The organism is Muriicola soli (assembly GCF_004139715.1).
Classification (GTDB): domain Bacteria; phylum Bacteroidota; class Bacteroidia; order Flavobacteriales; family Flavobacteriaceae; genus Muriicola; species Muriicola soli.
In genome coordinates, this window is the sequence record NZ_CP035544.1 from 812148 (window position 1) to 828085 (window position 15938).

Here is a 15938-nt window from a genome sequence, read left to right on the forward strand (position 1 = left end):
GTGATGTTCCTAAAACCGAACGCGAAGTTTTACATTAAAAATCCTTGAGGTCATAAAATTGGGTACAGCAAATTCATTCTTGCTGTCTACGTCTCTGACCCATGTATTGGTGATGGAATTCTGATTGTTAAATAGGTTGAAAATTTCAAAACCCAGTTGCAACTCCTTGAAGTTGTGTAACCAATGACCTTTAGGATACGAATGTTCTTCTTCCACAAAAATATGAGAAATTCCCAAATCTGCCCTCTTGTAATCTCTTAATCTATTCTGAAAAATATAGGGATCCGAATAACTTGGAGAACCTCCGGGAACACCCGTACTATAAAGCAGATTGAGATACATTTTTACTTTTGGTATGTTGGGAATGTAGTCCTGGAACAGGATTGCGGCCTTAAACCTTTGGTCTGATGGTCGTGATATATATCCCCGATTATCCCGGTTTTCCTCGGTTTTAAGATACCCCAGGCTAATCCAGGACTCTGTACCCGGAACAAAAGCACCAAAGAGTCTGAGATCGGCCCCGTAGGCATAAGCCTTGGCATCGTTATTGGCCACATAACGAATCCGTACATCTTCTAAGGTGTACGTATTTACATCCCAAAGTGATTTATAATAAACTTCCGTTCGCAGATTAAAAGGTCGGTCCCAGATTCTAAAACTTTGCTCAGAACCCAAAACGAGATGGAAGGCTTTCTGGGCTTTAACTTCAGGGGCGATACTGCCCTCGGCATTGCGTAATTCCCTGTAAAAGGCAGGCTGTTGATAGATGCCTGTAGAAAGCCTGAAGACAACGTCTTTTTGCCAATCAGGTCGTAATAAAAGTTGGGCTCTGGGACTTAAAATAAATTGAGTATTTTTTTCAAATCCTCTACCCCTAAGGGTCCATAGCTGGGCTCTGACTCCAAAGTTATACCTCAACCTATTCCTGCCAAGTGGAGTGCGATTTCCGAACTGCACATAAGATATATAGCGCTGGGTTTGTGTTTGATTTCTCGCATTAACACCGTTATAGGCTACCAGAGGGGCCACAAAAGGCTCTTCAGGTTGGTTATTGATGAACTCCTCTCTCGGCGGACGAATAAAAAACCCTGCAGAATCAATAAATTCAGATTCACGAATCTGATCCCTCACATCTTCGTAAACATATTTTAACCCCCAGGATAGAAGGGATTTTTTCATCCTTAATTCGCCCCGGTGAGCCACCGTGTGGATCAGGGCATCGAGATCATTTCTCGATCGGTTGTACTGAGAGCCAATCCCTCTGGAGGATGTTACTGCGCCAAGGTTTCCGCCCCCAAGATCGGTATCTATCTCGCCCAGTTCGTATTGCGCAACTACATCAGAGTATTCTTCTTCTGTAGTATGATATAGAGAGGTAGAGAACTTAAGCTTCAGGGCATCACTGGAAAAAATATCGGCTTTAATAGCTCCCAAAGCAGTGGTAAAGGTATTCTCTTCCTTTCCGAGATAAAAAATCTGCAGGGCTTGGGGGTTGGCTATTGTACCAAAATTTGTCTGTCTGGAGACCGGGGTATTCGATATTGATTCCGACCCAGATTTCCGAGGAAATGTAACTGAAAGCGCGATGTTACCCGATACGTTATAAAACTCTGCAAATCAACGAAGACCGGATTAAAATTGGCTTTGGTCTGCTGACTGTTCAAAAACAAGCTGTTATTCCTATACCGGAAGCCTGTAAGCGTTGTTAATTTTCGATTATCCGAAACCGTTTCCAATGTGGAACTAAGGCCTAATAAACTAGCTTCTGCCTGAAGGGCGAAACGGGTAGGGGTCTTGTATTTAATATCTAGAACCGAGGATAACTTATCTCCGTATTTTGCCTGAAAGCCTCCTGGAGAGAAATATAAACTTTCAACCATATCACTGTTGACAAAGCTAAAACCCTCCTGTTGGCCCGATCGGAGCAGAAAGGGTCTGTAAACTTCAATATCGTTCACGTATACCAGGTTTTCATCAAAATTTCCTCCCCTTACCCCGTACTGCGTGCTGAGCTCGTTGTTGGAGGCGACTCCCGGTAAAAGTTTGAGAAGATTTTCTATTCCCGCATTGGCTCCGGGAATTTTTTGAGCCACTTCCGGAGAAAGATTGCTGATCCCGGAGACTGTTCTTTCGCCAAGAGCTGAAACTACCACACTATCAATTTGTACGGTATTGGCTTTCATCACAGGATTAAAGCCAAAAACCTGATTGGTGGTAAGGACCAGATCTCTTAATTCAATTATTTGATGACTTAGATGCGAGAAGGTGACGGTGATGGCCTCATCTGCCCTAACTTCAAGGAGGTAAAAACCGTTGGAATCTGAGGTAGTCCCCCTTTGGCCCTCCTTAATGTTGACATCCCGCAGGGGTAGATTCTGTTCATTCAGAATAACACCTGTAATCGTAGCTGTTTGCCCATTTGCGGAAAAGGCAACGCACAGCAATGCGCCGAACATAAGTAGCCTGAGGAAGTTCAATAGCCTATTTTCTGTAAAAACTACTGGTAAAGGTAGTGGAATTCCCAACATTATCGGTGACCACCACCTGGAGGTTACACTGCTTTTTGTCCAGAATTATATCGTCAAAGTTATAGGTCAGGGTTCTGGTCTTTGGTTCGTATTCCATCAGAATCCATTCCCCGTTAAGAGTAGCTTCGTAGGTTTTTATCCCGCTGAGGTCGTCAGAGATGAGTAAACTCAGGTATCTGTAATTGGTGAGCCACTGTTTTGATTTAAAATTCTTTGGTCTGATCTTGGGAGGAACGGTGTCCTGTGCCAGTGTAAATGTTCCGAGGTTCCTTGTGCGGGTTGTGAAGGTATTTCCCCTTTTGTACGTCTTGGTGTAGTTTGGTTTTAATTCGTCATCCAGACGGGCGATAAAGGCATTTTTTAAAAAAGATTCCTCATAGCCTTCCGTATTGAAACTCAGGGTAAAATTCTTTTGTACCGGGATACTGTTGTTGTGGACGGTTACCGTATCACCCTTAGCCCTTAGATCGATATAAAAATCATGGTAGAAGGTATTGGCCGGAAAATACAATTTGGCCTTTCCCAGGTCGAAATTATTGGGTTTTCCAGCAACGATATAGCGTTCTGTTTTTGGAACTTCCTTCTTTTTTAGTGGAGCTTCACGACGCCCTGTTACAGGGATGAATACTTTGGTAGAATTACCGGCGAGATCCTTTAAGTTGATTTCGACCGTATAATTAAGGCCTTCTTCCACGTATATTTTACCATCGTTTTTAAGCTGCTTGTAAATACTCAGTTCATTGCCAGCCACCTTAAAACACCTCTGTATCCGCCTGCGGTATTTCGACATATACTCATAGTCGATCAGCGTATTGATCAGCCTGGTTTCCCCAAACGAAAAAGAGTCGAAATCGAAGGCGGAAATAAGCGTTCCATTCACTTTTTGTTCCAGTTCATAGAGGCCATTCTGATTCGCTGCAAGGTCCTGTCGATCATATGCCGCTACCCCGAAACCAATGATTCCGGTTGCCTTGATCTCCTCAGCGAGAAAGCTCCCATCTGCCTGCCTGCTGAAAGGGATTTGCACCCTCATTTCACTCTGGTTGACCAGCGCACCGGGCGAAAGGGGGTAGGCGTATAGTCCCTGTAGGGTAGGATTGGTGGCATCCCTGACGTCTAAGCCATAAAGCAGGGGATTCGTGGGTTTTTCCGAGACGCTGCTTCTTATTTCAAAGTGAAGGTGTGGTCCGGATGACCCCCCCGTATTACCGGTATATGCAATGAGAGAATCCTTGTAGACTTTTAATTTGCCGTATTCCGGGAAAACCTCGATCTCATAGGATCGTTTTTGATACTGTGTCTTTTTAACAAACTCCTCAATAGCCGGACTGAACTTCTGAAGATGTGCATAAACCGAAGTGTAGCCATTGGGATGTGCTACGTATAAAGCTTTGCCATATCCCCAATGTGAGACTTTGATACGTGTCACCGTGCCATCGGCTATGGCATAAATGGGGAGGCCCTGCCTTTGTTGCGTTTTAATATCAATACCTGCGTGAAAATGGTTGGATCGCAATTCTCCGAAAGTGCCTGCGAGAATCAAGGGAATGTCTAAGGGGGAACGGAAGGCATCCTTGGGAAATTTTTCCTGCCCTGAGACGAGGTGTACCAACAAAAAAGCAAGTAGGTAAATTCTTTTTTTCATAGAAAAGGGTTAGTGCGAAATTAATTAATCACGATCTAACTCAGAAAAAAACTCGAAAGTCATTTTACAATTCACTGTCGAAAGGCCTAATAATCACTGTTTCCTATTCCTACAGCTACTAATGCCAAATATCGTCAGTAATAATTGGAAAAACTATTGCGAAGTCGTCAAAGGTATGTTAACTTTGTTTGAAAGCATTGATGTTGGCCTATGAGCGAATTGGTTGAAATCGTTGATTCACTTGAGAATAAAATCAGTAAATTACTGCACAAGTTAGAATTGCTCAGCCAAGCTAAAGGAAAACTTGAGGAGGAACTGCTGGAGATGAAGCAGAGCCACGAAGCCACAAAGAATTCCGTGCTGGAATGGGAGGAGAAATTCGAATCCCTGAAAATGGCAAACACGATGTTGGGCAGTGAAACAAATAAAACAGAAGCCAAGCTCAAAATAAATACATTGATCAGGGAGATCGATCATTGCATCACACAGCTCGCTGAATAATGGACTCATAATATGGCCGAGAAGCTTAAAATTAAGTTGTCGATAGCAGATAGGGTATATCCCCTGACGATTGATCCGAGCCAGGAAGAAGGTTTGCGAAAGGCAGCCAAAAATATTGAGCAACTCGCTAAAAAGTTTGAGCAAAACTATGCGGTTAGAGACAAACAAGACGTATTGGCCATGTGTGCCTTGCAATTTGCCTCTAAAATAGAGCAGCGTGGTTTAGACAAAATGGAGGATACCAGGGAAGTAGTAGAGCGTTTGACCGCTTTAGACGAACTGGTGAATCAGAAGCTTAGCATAAAATAAGTTCTTTAACATATATCAAAGTTACTGCCCACATTGGTAATTATTTTTGACAAACTCAACACTAATTTGTTTAAAAAGGGTGAGTTTAGATTGTAAAAGCAAGCCTTCTCGTAAAGGATCCTTGAGCAGTCTGTTAGCCCTAAACCTGTTTACAGGAGTTTGTACAAAACTTCCATCAATGTGGGCTTTTTTTATTCTTTTTTCTAAAAATGGAAGGGAATAGAATCTCCGGGAAAGGCCGCTTTATAGACGAGCGACTTTGGATTTTCCCGATCAATATCAGAAAGGCTCGACCTTTCTAAAACAAAATTAACTCATGGATACCACAACAATAATTATAGCAGGAGCCGCAGGATTGCTCATAGGCTTTATCATAGCTAAATTCCTCGAAAAAGGGAAGGCTTCTAAGACTTTGGCAACAGCAAAGAAAGACGCAGCAGCACTCCTAAAAAATGCAGAAGTTGAAGGAGAGAATATCAAAAAAGATAAAATTTTCCAGGCGAAGGAAAAGTTTCTTGAATTAAAAGCTGAACATGAAAAGGTGATCATCAACAAGGAAAAGAAGATCTCCGAATCTGAAAAACGAACCCGAGATAAAGAATCTCAGGTAAGCAGTGAATTAGCCAGAAACAAAAAGCTAAATGAGCAATTGGAAGACAAGATCAAGGATTTTGACCACAAGCTCGAAGTCTACGAAAAGAAACAGACCGAAGTAGAAAAACTACATAAGAGTCAGGTACAGCAACTCGAAGTCATCTCAGGTCTTTCGGCTGAAGAGGCAACCAATCAATTGTTGGAATCCTTAAAGGAAACTGCTAAATCGGATGCCATGGCTTTTATGCAATCCACTTTGGAGGAAGCCAAACTCACCGCGCAGCAGGAAGCGAAGAAAATTGTGGTCAATACGATTCAGCGTATCGGCACAGAAGAAGCCGTGGAAAATTGTGTTTCCGTCTTTAATCTGGAATCAGATGATGTCAAAGGACGAATTATTGGTAGGGAAGGAAGAAATATCCGCGCCCTGGAAGCGGTTACAGGAGTTGAGATCATCGTTGATGACACCCCTGAAGCCATAATTCTATCGTGTTTTGATTCCGTTCGCCGGGAGGTTGCAAGGTTATCGCTTCACAAGCTGGTTACTGACGGACGTATTCATCCGGCCCGAATAGAAGAAGTGGTTCGAAAAACCGAGAAACAGATTGAACAGGAGATCGTCGAAATTGGAAAGAGGACAGTAATAGACCTAGGGATTCACGGCTTACATCCAGAATTAATCAAGGCTGTCGGGCGAATGAAATACAGATCTTCTTACGGACAAAACCTATTACAGCACTCGAGGGAAGTCGCTAAATTATGTGGCGTGATGGCTGCAGAATTAGGCCTCAACCCAAAGTTGGCAAAAAGGGCCGGACTCCTGCACGATATCGGAAAAGTTCCCAATACTGAAAATGAATTAGAAACACCGCACGCCATCCTGGGGATGCAATGGGCTGAAAAATTTGGTGAGAAACCCGATGTCTGTAATGCGATCGGGGCACACCACGATGAGATCGAGATGAAAACCCTGATTTCTCCAATCGTTCAGGTTTGTGATGCGATTAGCGGGGCAAGACCGGGAGCGAGAAGGCAGGTACTAGATTCTTATATCCAACGACTCAAAGACCTGGAGGATATCGCCTTTGGCTTTGGCGGAGTCCAAAAAGCTTATGCAATCCAAGCTGGGAGAGAGCTAAGAGTCATTGTGGAAAGCGAGAAAGTAAGTGATGAAAAAGCGGCACAGCTTTCCTTCGAGATCTCACAGAAAATACAGACCGATATGACTTATCCGGGGCAAGTTAAGGTAACAGTTATCCGGGAAACCCGTTCGGTTAATGTAGCGAAATAACAGCCCTCTATTAAAGGCTTTCTTCACCCGTATGTTGCAGGTAAAATTTCCATACCTCATGGGCCACATCCCTGCCCAATTGCAAACCGGCTACATTATCTGCTTGTATATGATAGCCACCCATCACACGTGAAATACCGGCCATTTCAGCAGTTTTGGTGAAGGTTGGAAACTCAAGAACAACTGTATCTCCGAGATTCTCCGGTTCCGTCAGGGCACCCGCAACCAGGGTTACCCGTTCTCCAAATTCGTCGCTTCCCGTCCAAAGTTTCAAGGCTTCTGCACAGGCCCCACTGATGGTGCTGTGACCGGAAACATAACTCGGAAATGGCGGGCAAAGAAAGGTTTCCGGCGAATAAGGCCTCCATTTTTTCCCTTCTATTTGCATCATACCTTTTCCTTCACCTCCCCAGGCCTTGATAATTTCATTCTCATAATATTGATGAACTAAAGCATAAGGACGGGCATAGTCATAAAACATTTTGGAATCCCATGAGGCGATAAAGGCATCCATAGCCACTACCTGATTTAAAAAATACATTTTCACATCATCGTCCAGGCTGTGCTTATCTCTGCGGGAGACATCCTGTGCAAACTTCAGCCAGTGCCCGGCTTGCTGAACCGACTGGGGTCCGTCACGCATAAATTCGACAAGAGCCTTATCGTGATCAGTTAAGTTGGCTTGCAAACTGATTACTTCTGCCACTTCTTCCTCCAATTGAGCACTGCCAATCTGAGGGGGTGGACCGGGTCTGAACTGGTCAGCAGATTTAAGACCTATAGGTTTTACCTTGTCCCAGAACGGAGTAAGACAACCCGGTGCGTAAAAACCTCCCTTCCCATCAGAAAAGTATTTGGGTTGCCACCGGTTGGGATCTACGTTGAGGTCTGCTGAGTTTATGGGTTCATAGCCAACATAATTATGATAAGCTTGCCCGTTGGATCCTTCTTCCTCTCCGTATTGATTGGCACCATCATTTTTTCGGGCCTTGATCACGGCTTTCGCCGCCAGGTTCCCTATCCCTACGGCAGTTGTTGGATCAAGGGATTCATCAGCCGGATCGAGCTCTAGTTCTTTCATGAATTCTGAAAAAAGCACTACATCCGAATAATAGTACTCACTCATGGTACGAAATGCCGCATAACTAATAGCAATTTGCTTATTTTTTAGGGTGCGCTCTTCTTCCGGCATTCTGGAAACTTCGCTCAAATACACAGGAATGGCTTTTTCGTCAAATCGACTCCACGCGTCGAAAACTGCTGTCCAAATCAGACCCAGGTACCTTGAGGTGATCGTCGGTCTGGGATTAAATCGTTCTGTATCCAATGCGGTTGCCTGCAGGGATAATTGCCCCCATTGATAGGCCAGATTTTCACTGCCTAGTGGTTCTGAGATAGAATCTTCGGAGGTCTTTGTCCTGCACATCGTGGTAACAAGACAAAGAGCGATGAGTATAAATATCTTCTTCATTTAAAATCAGATTGGTAATAAAAATGGTTGTAACGGCTGTGTGCTCTAAATTAAAAATTTCCGTTAGTACAGAAAAAGAAATTACTTTCTAAATAGTACCCTTATTCCAATAGCCGGCCCTATTGCGAGAACAACATAGATCCATGTATTCGAAAAGCTGCTTTGTAAAGTATTTAAAATTTGAATGCTGAAGATCGTAATAGCGAATCCAATGCAGTTGACCAGGGTGAGGGCTGAACCTTTTAATGGCCCCTCTGCATACTGAGCTACCAGGGTAGAGAATAAAGGAGAGTCTGCAATCACTGCCATTCCCCACAACATTAGAAACAGTAGGAAAACAATTTCCGAAGGTTGATAGAAGAAAACGGGAGAAGACAAACAACAGATACAGGAGATCAATAGAGAACCGGAAGCTGTTTTCTTTACGCCCAGGCGTTCAGAAGTTATTCCTCCGATCACGCACCCCAGGCTGCCAATTCCAATAATAATGAATGACCAAAGGGAAGTAGACAGCACTACTCCGTGACTATCATTAAAAGTCAAAATCATGACAGGAACAAATGCCCAAAAGGCGTAGAGTTCCCACATATGCCCAAAATACCCTATGGCAGCTTTTCGAAGCTTTACATTTTTAAAAATTGTAAATGCCCTGAGTAATTTCATTTGTTGTGCCGGTCTCCTGAAAGGTCCGTCGGGTACACACCATACAATGATAATACCTCCTGTCATTGCAAGCAAACTAGTTGTAATGATCACCCATTTCCATTGAGCAAAGAGGGTGCTCCCTGCTAACAAATGAGGCAGGGCCGTACCCAATACAAGAGCACCCACGAGAAAAGACAATGATTTCCCGAGTCCTTCCTTAAAATAGTCTGCTGCGATTTTCATTCCCACCGGGTAAATTCCGGCCAGGAAGAAACCTGTCAGGAACCTCGAACCCAAAAGACTAAATAGACTATTCCCTTCCCAAAGCATACCAAGGTTAAAAATTGCGGCCAGCAGGGAGGAGAAAAAGAACACTTTAGAAGGGGAGTAACGATCGGCTATCATCAGGGTGGCATAAACCAGAGTACCAAGTATGAACCCAAACTGTACTGCCGAGGTAAGATGCCCAAGGGCCTGTGAATTAAGGTTGAAATCGGAAATTAATTCATCTAAGACCCCGTTTCCGGCGAACCAAAGTGAGGTGCAGAAAAATTGAGGCACTACAATTATCGGAAGGAAATATTTCTTCTGCATCCTCTGAAACTCCAATTTAGGCAGAGAGATAATTCTTTAAATTTCCATGCAGGAAGTACTCCCAACCCCCTATACAACTTTCCCTTTTAAATTCCGGAATTCCTGGAGGAAAGTCCTCCTGAACCCATACAGTCAGAACCAATTCGCTTTGGTGGTCCGTTCCTGAAATCTCAAAAGTTGAGGTCGATGATCCGGGATATTCCTCAAAATGCCAGCTGTAAGTAATTTTTTCTCCCGGTACAACTTCTGTCACCTCCCAAATATGGGTAAAAGTTCGGTCTTCGGAATTAACTTTAAAAGAGGTCTTAAATCCCTTCCGTGCTTCAAAGGCTTCCAGCATTTCAAAATACCAGTTTTTCATTTCAGGGAGATGGGTAAGCGCCTTCCATAAAGTTGCAGTGCCTATATCAAAGGACGTCTTAATGACAATTGGTGGATCCGACTTCTTCATTCTTTTAGTTTACTGCGCATGCAGATCGATCATTGTTAAAAAATCATAAATCTGCGATTAAAACCAAACCCTGGCTATTTGTTTCCGTAAGTAAGGTGAATTCTAAAATTAAACAAATTATTATGAAAATCTTTAAAATGATTCGATTGGCAGCTGTAGCTGTATTAGTGTTAACTGCAACGTCAATGACTGCGCAAGATTCCATGATGTCCCAAGAAACCAAAATGGTGGGCGGCGCTGAAATGTATCCATCAAAGGATATAATTTCGAATGCCGTAAATTCTAAGGACCACACTACTTTGGTAGCCGCTGTTAAGGCAGCTGGCTTGGTAGAAACCCTACAGGGTGATGGCCCATTCACGGTTTTTGCTCCTACAAACAAAGCTTTTGAAAAGTTGCCCGAGGGTACCGTAGCAACACTATTGAAACCCGAAAACAAGTCGACTCTTCAGTCGGTTCTTACTTACCACGTTCTCGCCGGAAAATTTAGTGCTACTAAGATTGTTGAGGCCATCAAAAAAGGAAAGGGGAAGGCCACATTCACTACAGTAAATGGTGATACTTTAACAGCGATGTTAAAAGGAAAGAAAGTACAATTAAAAGATGTTGCCGGGAATATTTCAACAGTATCGATAAGCGATGTTAATCAGTCCAACGGGGTGATACACGTAGTTGATACCGTCGTTTTGCCGGTTATGTAATTTTCTAAGGATAATTTTAGTTGTTTGGTTGGTTATTTTTAGTGGAACCGTCGGTGCCTTGTGCATCGGCGGTTTTTTTATTAAAAAGTATCAGATTTCTTCTCCAAACATGATCCGGTGCCCGTCTATAGTGCGTATTCCAAATTCTCTTTGCCCCCAGGGCTGGTCTTTAACCGGATGGAGAATTTCAACTTCGGCCCTCAGATATTCCTGGTAAAGCTGATCAATTCCCTCGACTTCAATATACGCAAAGTAGGAATGATTCTCAGTTTCGAATGCCGATCGATCATCAGGGCATTCTCCCAGCATGACAAAGAGAGAATCCCGGACCAAAAAATGCCAGCCATCTCCATGCCATACACTTTTAAGGCCTAGTTTGTTCTGATAATAATCCACGGACTCAGACAGCTTCTTCACCGCGAGCACGTATCGATTCCCAGTCATTTCAGGTGCCTTATCATCCTCCATGGATTTATTTTTTAATGGCTTACAGATCTGCCCAAAAGTCTATTCGGGAGGCTAATATTAAAGCCATTTGTTACGCTTAAAATACACCAGCATGCCCAGGGCAATTACAACCATTACTCCCAACATGATAAAATAACTGTATCGGTAATGAAGTTCGGGAAGAAAGTCGAAATTGGTTCCGTATATCCCGGCGATAAAGGTTAGGGGAATAAAAATGACCGAAAAAACGGTAAGGAACTTCATCACATCATTTAGCTTGCTGCTGATAGTAGTGTGATAGATATTAAGCTGATCGGAAAGAATCTCCCTGTAACTATCTGAAACTTCGTTGGCCTGACTAATATTATCTTCCAACTCCTTGTAGTGCACATACGTAGCCTCTTTGATAAATTCAGATTCCATTTTGGCAAGGGTAAAAATCATTTCCTTCGCAGGTTTTATGCTCTTGCGCAGGAAATTCAGCTCTCTTTTGTAATTGTTGATCTCATTGATCACCACCTCATTCGGATTTAAAAGCAAATTGTCTTCGAGAGTTTCAATTTTTTCGCCTAAAACACTTAGGACATAGAGATAATTGTCGATCACAATATCTAGCAGAGCAAAAGTGAGGTAGTCTATGCCTCCGTGCCTGATCCTCCTCTTCTGTTTTCTAATCCTTTCCCTTACGGGTTCAAATACATCGCCTCGTTTTTCCTGAAAGGATATCAGGACGGTATCGGTTAAAATAATACTGAGATTCTCAACATTGATGAGGTGCGACTCTTCGTTTTGCTGTAGCATTTTGATGCTGATCAGAATACAATTGTCATATTCAATCACTCTAGGTCTTGCCTGAGTATGCATGACCTCTGCAAGTACCAGGGTTTCCAGATCAAAGGTCTCAGCTATCTCCTTCATGATAGCCGCGTTGTGCAGGCCGTCTACATTTAACCAGGTAACAGTGTCTTTTTCTTTGTATTTAAGCACATCACGTACCAGCTGAAGGGCGTCCTCCTCCAGGCTAGTTTCATCAAAATCGATGATTCGTAGAAGAACCTCGTTAGCCTTCTTCTTACCCCGGAATTTAAGGTCATCCGGGGACAAACCTATTTCCTGTTTTCCTTTTTTTATAAATCGAGCCATATTCATTCAGGTTAGTTTTTTGCTACTAATTTGAAAACCGTATGGGTTGGATCATGATAATCTACGAATTTTTTGCTTGTTTTTATCAGAAACCGCCAGGGTCAGGACTTTAGCCCAGGGATACTCCGAATAAATGGCCGATATAGGCAGTAACACCCATAGCTACTGTTCCCCAGAAGGTAATTCTCAAAATTGCTTTTTTTACGCTCGAGCCTCCTGCCCTGGCGGCATACGCCCCAAGAATAATCAGGAATAGTGTGGTGAGCACGTATTGCCAGACGATCATATAAGAGACCGGCAGCAGCATTGCAGCAATCACTGGCAATACCCCTCCAAGAATAAAAGAAGCCCCGGAAGCCAGGGCCGCTTGAAGGGGCCTGGCTCTGGTCATACTATTGATTCCCAGTTCGTCCCTTGCGTGGGCTCCAAGCGCGTCGTATTCTGTCAATTCCTTGGCTACCTTCATGGCCAGGTCTGGACTCAGTCCCCTTTGTCTGTATATCATAGCTAATTCCTCCAATTCCTCATCAGGCATATCAACGAGCTCTTGTTGCTCTCTGGCAAGGTCCGAAGTTTCTATATCAGTCTGCGAACTTACGGAAACGTACTCTCCTGCGGCCATTGACAGAGCACCGGCCACGAGTCCGGCCACGCCTGCCAGAACTATGGATTCCCGGGATGTGGATGCTGCCGCTACGCCTATAATAAGGCTTGCTGTGGATAAAATTCCATCATTTGCCCCCAGGATGGATGCACGCAGCCAACCACTTCGGCTAAGGTAGTGGTCCTCTTTTTTTGCTGAATTTTTCATGGTGTTCTATTAGCACAAGGCTTTATTCTACTTTGCCCATGAGTTCAAAGTAACATTTTATGCTGGAATTTCCTTTTTTCGGGCACTGATCTTCTCGGTCAAGGCAATCCAGAAAGGGCTGATCCCGATAGTAAGGGAGATCAGGGAGATGGTAAAATCATAAGCATAGTCTGTGAGTATCTCCAGGTTGAGAGCTGTTATACAAATGAGAAAACTCAATTCTCCGATCTGTGCCAGCATGGCACCTCCAAAAATAGCTTCCCTCCATGAGTTGTTGTACGCCTTTAATATCAGCGTATTGATGGCGTGATTCAGAAAAAAAACAGCGACGAGAACAAGGCCCAGGGGAAGGAGGTTGTCTAATAAGAAAGCAATGTTGATCTGTGCTCCGATACTGATAAAAAAAACAGCTACAAAAAGGATCCTGAACGAATGAATAGCATCGTGAATCCATCGCGTCGCCTTCCCGGCGTGCATGACCAGTCCGCCTACAAATGCCCCCAAGGCTTCCGAAATTCCGAACATCCCGGCAACAACAGCTCCAGCAAAACAAAAAAACAAGGCCAGGAAAACCTGTAACTCGTGGTCTTTCATGATCGTTTCCCTGAAGGGCAGCCAGGTGATTTCTTTCCGGATATAAATGTAAATGATGATAGAAATGATAAGGATACCTCCAAATATCTTAAGGAGAATAGACTCTGTTGAGGTATCCTCGCCTCCAAAAATTGAGATAAGAATCAGGATGGGGGCAATTGCAATATCTTGTGCCAGAAGGATACTGGACACGTTCTGACCTATCTTTTTATCCAATAGTTTTTTGTCTTCCAATATCTTGAAGATAACTGCGGAACTTGAGAGCGCGATAACAAAGCCCAGGACTATAATTCTGGTAGATTCCCATCCAAATAGCATACCTATTCCCCACACCACTCCAATGCTGAGGCTAAATTGACCCAGGGTGCCAAAAAGCGCCAGACGCCAATTACCAACGAAAGAATACAAATCGATCTCCATCCCGATAAAGAAGAACAACAGTATGATTCCAAGCTCACCTACATACCGGATAGAAGTTTCATCACCGATCAGATCAAAGCCGTGTTGCCCGATCAGCACGCCGAGAAGGATATAGGCCAGGAGGGTAGGCTGCTTTATTTTTTTCAGAAGAAAGCCCGAAACAACTACGGCCAGGCCAACGATGCAGATAAGGGTGATAGATGTGTGAAAACCGGTGAGAAAAATCAGATCCATAGTTTTAAATCAAGCGATTTATGCGAATTACAATGATGATATTATATTGATTGAATTCATAAATTTTCCTATCTCTGGCAAATGCAATTTTAGATTACCCTTAAGAAAAGAAGGTAATATAGTTGTGGAAGGTCGGAATTAATCGGCAATAATCAAATTCAATACAAAACAGTTTTGCCGCATTTTTTTGCCCTCCTTATTCCATGAAAATTGTGTAGGTGGGCTTGACTTTAGGTGATAAAAATCAGCTTCGCGCTTTTTCATTTCCCGAAGGACCAGTACATTTGGCAGATGCATATGGATCTCTTTACCATCACGGCTATTCTGGTATTCTTGTCGGCCTTTTTCGGATATATCAATGTCCGTTTTCTAAAAATGCCGAATACCATTGGGCTAATGTTTATCACCATCCTCTTTACCCTGGCTGTTTTTGCCCTGAGTTACGTAGATCCTACCTTATTGAACGCAGAGCGGTATATCTTATCGCAAATCGACTTTAAGACGGTGCTCTTGGATGTTATGCTGAGTTTTCTCCTTTTTGCAGGAGCTATGCATACCGACTTTGAACAATTGAAGAAACACCGATGGCCCATTCTGAGCTTCTCTACTTTGGGCGTAATCACTTCCACTTTCCTTGTGGGAACTCTGGTATATTATCTGCTCATCCTTTTGGGAATGAATGTTCCTTATATTCAGTGTTTGTTGTTTGGAGCATTAATATCTCCAACAGATCCAATAGCTGTACTCGGTATTCTCAAACAGGCGGGTGTGCCCAAAAAGTTAGAAACAAAAATTGTAGGCGAGTCTTTATTTAATGACGGAGTAGGAGTAGTAGTTTTTCTCACCCTCTTTGAAATAGCCTCACCTTCTGAAGAAACACTCACAGCATGGAGCGTTATCGAATTATTTGGGGTCGAGGTTTTGGGTGGACTTGCCCTGGGCTTGTTGTTAGGTTGGATAACCTATCGACTAATGAGGACAATAGATGATTATGATATTGAGGTAATTATTACCCTGGCTACTGTAATGACGGGCACAGTGATCGCCCACAAACTGCATGTCTCAGCCCCCTTGGCCATGGTGGTTGCAGGATTGCTGATCGGTAACGATCGCCTGCGGGAAAGTGCGATGTCTGAAAGTACCATCATCTATGTTGATAAGTTCTGGGAATTGATAGATATACTATTAAATACACTTCTCTTTGTGCTTTTGGGAATGGAAATATTGGTGCTCACCTATACCCCGGATTACCTTATCGCAGGACTTATTGCGATCCCGGTTGTTCTCGGCTGTCGGTATGTTTCCTTGCTGCTTCCAATCAATTTCTTTAAAAAGAAACTCGAATTTGTTCCAAGGACAGACCTTATTATGACCTGGGGAGGCCTTAGGGGTGCCATATCCATTGCACTGGCGCTCGGACTTACCGAGGCGATGAACAGGGATCTATTTTTATTGATTACTTACGTAGTGGTCGTCTTTTCGATTATCGTTCAGGGTCTAACCGTTGGCAGATTGGTGAAAAAGGTGGCGGGGTAACTACTTGCCATTGCGGGTCTAAG

15 protein-coding genes and 1 other RNA gene are annotated in these 15938 nt (G+C 43.4%); 6 read left to right on the forward strand and 10 right to left on the reverse strand.

Annotation, left to right across the window (positions count from 1 at the left end; translation table 11 throughout):
- Window positions 1-9: 9 nt before the first annotated feature.
- The 3 genes from EQY75_RS14405 to EQY75_RS03655 all read right to left on the reverse strand — a co-directional run bounded on the left by EQY75_RS14405 (window position 10) and on the right by EQY75_RS03655 (window position 4173).
- On the reverse strand, window positions 10-1434 hold the full coding sequence (locus tag EQY75_RS14405; protein ID WP_342774040.1) for a TonB-dependent receptor: 1425 nt from the start codon (window positions 1432-1434) through the stop codon (window positions 10-12).
- Between the two features lie 62 nt (window positions 1435-1496).
- Complete coding sequence (locus EQY75_RS14410; RefSeq protein ID WP_342774041.1) at window positions 1497-2456, reverse strand: TonB-dependent receptor plug domain-containing protein; 960 nt, start codon at window positions 2454-2456, stop codon at window positions 1497-1499.
- Between the two features lie 25 nt (window positions 2457-2481).
- Entirely contained in the window at window positions 2482-4173 is a 1692-nt protein-coding gene (locus tag EQY75_RS03655) for a M23 family metallopeptidase (protein ID WP_129602968.1), read from the reverse strand.
- A gap of 210 nt (window positions 4174-4383) precedes the next feature.
- Here EQY75_RS03655 and EQY75_RS03660 point away from each other — a divergent pair, with 210 nt between their 5' ends.
- From EQY75_RS03660 to rny, 4 genes are all read left to right on the forward strand, one after another.
- Entirely contained in the window at window positions 4384-4674 is a 291-nt protein-coding gene (locus EQY75_RS03660) for a hypothetical protein (protein WP_129602970.1), read from the forward strand.
- Between the two features lie 12 nt (window positions 4675-4686).
- The gene (locus EQY75_RS03665) at window positions 4687-4983 is read left to right on the forward strand and encodes a cell division protein ZapA (RefSeq protein ID WP_129602972.1); all 297 of its coding nucleotides are present in this window, start codon (window positions 4687-4689) and stop codon (window positions 4981-4983) included.
- A gap of 53 nt (window positions 4984-5036) precedes the next feature.
- Window positions 5037-5144: non-coding RNA, 6S RNA (gene ssrS / locus EQY75_RS03670), on the forward strand.
- A 155-nt stretch (window positions 5145-5299) separates the two neighbouring features.
- Window positions 5300-6868 (forward strand): ribonuclease Y, encoded by a 1569-nt coding sequence (rny, locus tag EQY75_RS03675; protein WP_129602974.1) that lies wholly within the window; start codon window positions 5300-5302, stop codon window positions 6866-6868.
- Window positions 6869-6878: 10 nt separating this feature from the next.
- Here rny and EQY75_RS03680 read toward each other — a convergent pair whose 3' ends face one another.
- From EQY75_RS03680 to EQY75_RS03690, 3 genes are all read right to left on the reverse strand, one after another.
- Complete coding sequence (locus tag EQY75_RS03680) at window positions 6879-8339, reverse strand: vanadium-dependent haloperoxidase (protein WP_129602976.1); 1461 nt, start codon at window positions 8337-8339, stop codon at window positions 6879-6881.
- Between the two features lie 81 nt (window positions 8340-8420).
- Complete coding sequence (locus EQY75_RS03685; protein ID WP_129602978.1) at window positions 8421-9578, reverse strand: MFS transporter; 1158 nt, start codon at window positions 9576-9578, stop codon at window positions 8421-8423.
- 16 nt (window positions 9579-9594) lie between these two features.
- Window positions 9595-10029, reverse strand: coding sequence for an SRPBCC family protein (locus tag EQY75_RS03690; protein WP_129602980.1), 435 nt, complete (start codon window positions 10027-10029; stop codon window positions 9595-9597).
- Window positions 10030-10214: 185 nt separating this feature from the next.
- Here EQY75_RS03690 and EQY75_RS03695 point away from each other — a divergent pair, with 185 nt between their 5' ends.
- Complete coding sequence (locus tag EQY75_RS03695; RefSeq protein WP_425462157.1) at window positions 10215-10730, forward strand: fasciclin domain-containing protein; 516 nt, start codon at window positions 10215-10217, stop codon at window positions 10728-10730.
- Window positions 10731-10820: 90 nt separating this feature from the next.
- On the opposite strand, the gene EQY75_RS03700 is transcribed toward EQY75_RS03695, so the two are convergent.
- From EQY75_RS03700 to EQY75_RS03715, 4 genes are all read right to left on the reverse strand, one after another.
- Complete coding sequence (locus EQY75_RS03700; RefSeq protein ID WP_217349972.1) at window positions 10821-11198, reverse strand: VOC family protein; 378 nt, start codon at window positions 11196-11198, stop codon at window positions 10821-10823.
- Between the two features lie 57 nt (window positions 11199-11255).
- On the reverse strand, window positions 11256-12320 hold the full coding sequence (gene corA, locus EQY75_RS03705; RefSeq protein ID WP_129602984.1) for a magnesium/cobalt transporter CorA: 1065 nt from the start codon (window positions 12318-12320) through the stop codon (window positions 11256-11258).
- A 109-nt stretch (window positions 12321-12429) separates the two neighbouring features.
- Window positions 12430-13131, reverse strand: coding sequence for a VIT1/CCC1 transporter family protein (locus EQY75_RS03710; protein WP_129602986.1), 702 nt, complete (start codon window positions 13129-13131; stop codon window positions 12430-12432).
- A 57-nt stretch (window positions 13132-13188) separates the two neighbouring features.
- A complete protein-coding gene (locus tag EQY75_RS03715) occupies window positions 13189-14379 on the reverse strand; it encodes a cation:proton antiporter (RefSeq protein WP_129602988.1) in 1191 nt (396 codons plus the stop codon).
- A gap of 297 nt (window positions 14380-14676) precedes the next feature.
- Here EQY75_RS03715 and EQY75_RS03720 point away from each other — a divergent pair, with 297 nt between their 5' ends.
- Window positions 14677-15915: a cation:proton antiporter gene (locus tag EQY75_RS03720; RefSeq protein ID WP_129606928.1), complete on the forward strand. Its 1239-nt coding sequence runs from the start codon at window positions 14677-14679 to the stop codon at window positions 15913-15915.
- Window positions 15916-15938 lie beyond the last annotated feature (23 nt).

Excerpts from the sequence above, each read along its gene's own strand:
- EQY75_RS03700 (WP_217349972.1), bottom strand. The coding sequence starts at position 11,198 with ATGGAGGATGATAAGGCACCTGAAATGACTGGGAATCGATACGTGCTC.
- EQY75_RS03715 (WP_129602988.1), bottom strand. The coding sequence starts at position 14,379 with ATGGATCTGATTTTTCTCACCGGTTTTCACACATCTATCACCCTTATC.
- EQY75_RS03695 (WP_425462157.1), top strand. The coding sequence starts at position 10,215 with ATGACTGCGCAAGATTCCATGATGTCCCAAGAAACCAAAATGGTGGGC.
- EQY75_RS03685 (WP_129602978.1), bottom strand. The coding sequence starts at position 9,578 with ATGCAGAAGAAATATTTCCTTCCGATAATTGTAGTGCCTCAATTTTTC.
- EQY75_RS03720 (WP_129606928.1), top strand. The coding sequence starts at position 14,677 with ATGGATCTCTTTACCATCACGGCTATTCTGGTATTCTTGTCGGCCTTT.
- EQY75_RS03655 (WP_129602968.1), bottom strand. The coding sequence starts at position 4,173 with ATGAAAAAAAGAATTTACCTACTTGCTTTTTTGTTGGTACACCTCGTC.
- rny (WP_129602974.1), top strand. The coding sequence starts at position 5,300 with ATGGATACCACAACAATAATTATAGCAGGAGCCGCAGGATTGCTCATA.
- EQY75_RS03710 (WP_129602986.1), bottom strand. The coding sequence starts at position 13,131 with ATGAAAAATTCAGCAAAAAAAGAGGACCACTACCTTAGCCGAAGTGGT.
- EQY75_RS03660 (WP_129602970.1), top strand. The coding sequence starts at position 4,384 with ATGAGCGAATTGGTTGAAATCGTTGATTCACTTGAGAATAAAATCAGT.
- EQY75_RS03665 (WP_129602972.1), top strand. The coding sequence starts at position 4,687 with ATGGCCGAGAAGCTTAAAATTAAGTTGTCGATAGCAGATAGGGTATAT.
- EQY75_RS14410 (WP_342774041.1), bottom strand. The coding sequence starts at position 2,456 with ATGTTCGGCGCATTGCTGTGCGTTGCCTTTTCCGCAAATGGGCAAACA.
- corA (WP_129602984.1), bottom strand. The coding sequence starts at position 12,320 with ATGGCTCGATTTATAAAAAAAGGAAAACAGGAAATAGGTTTGTCCCCG.
- EQY75_RS03690 (WP_129602980.1), bottom strand. The coding sequence starts at position 10,029 with ATGAAGAAGTCGGATCCACCAATTGTCATTAAGACGTCCTTTGATATA.
- EQY75_RS03680 (WP_129602976.1), bottom strand. The coding sequence starts at position 8,339 with ATGAAGAAGATATTTATACTCATCGCTCTTTGTCTTGTTACCACGATG.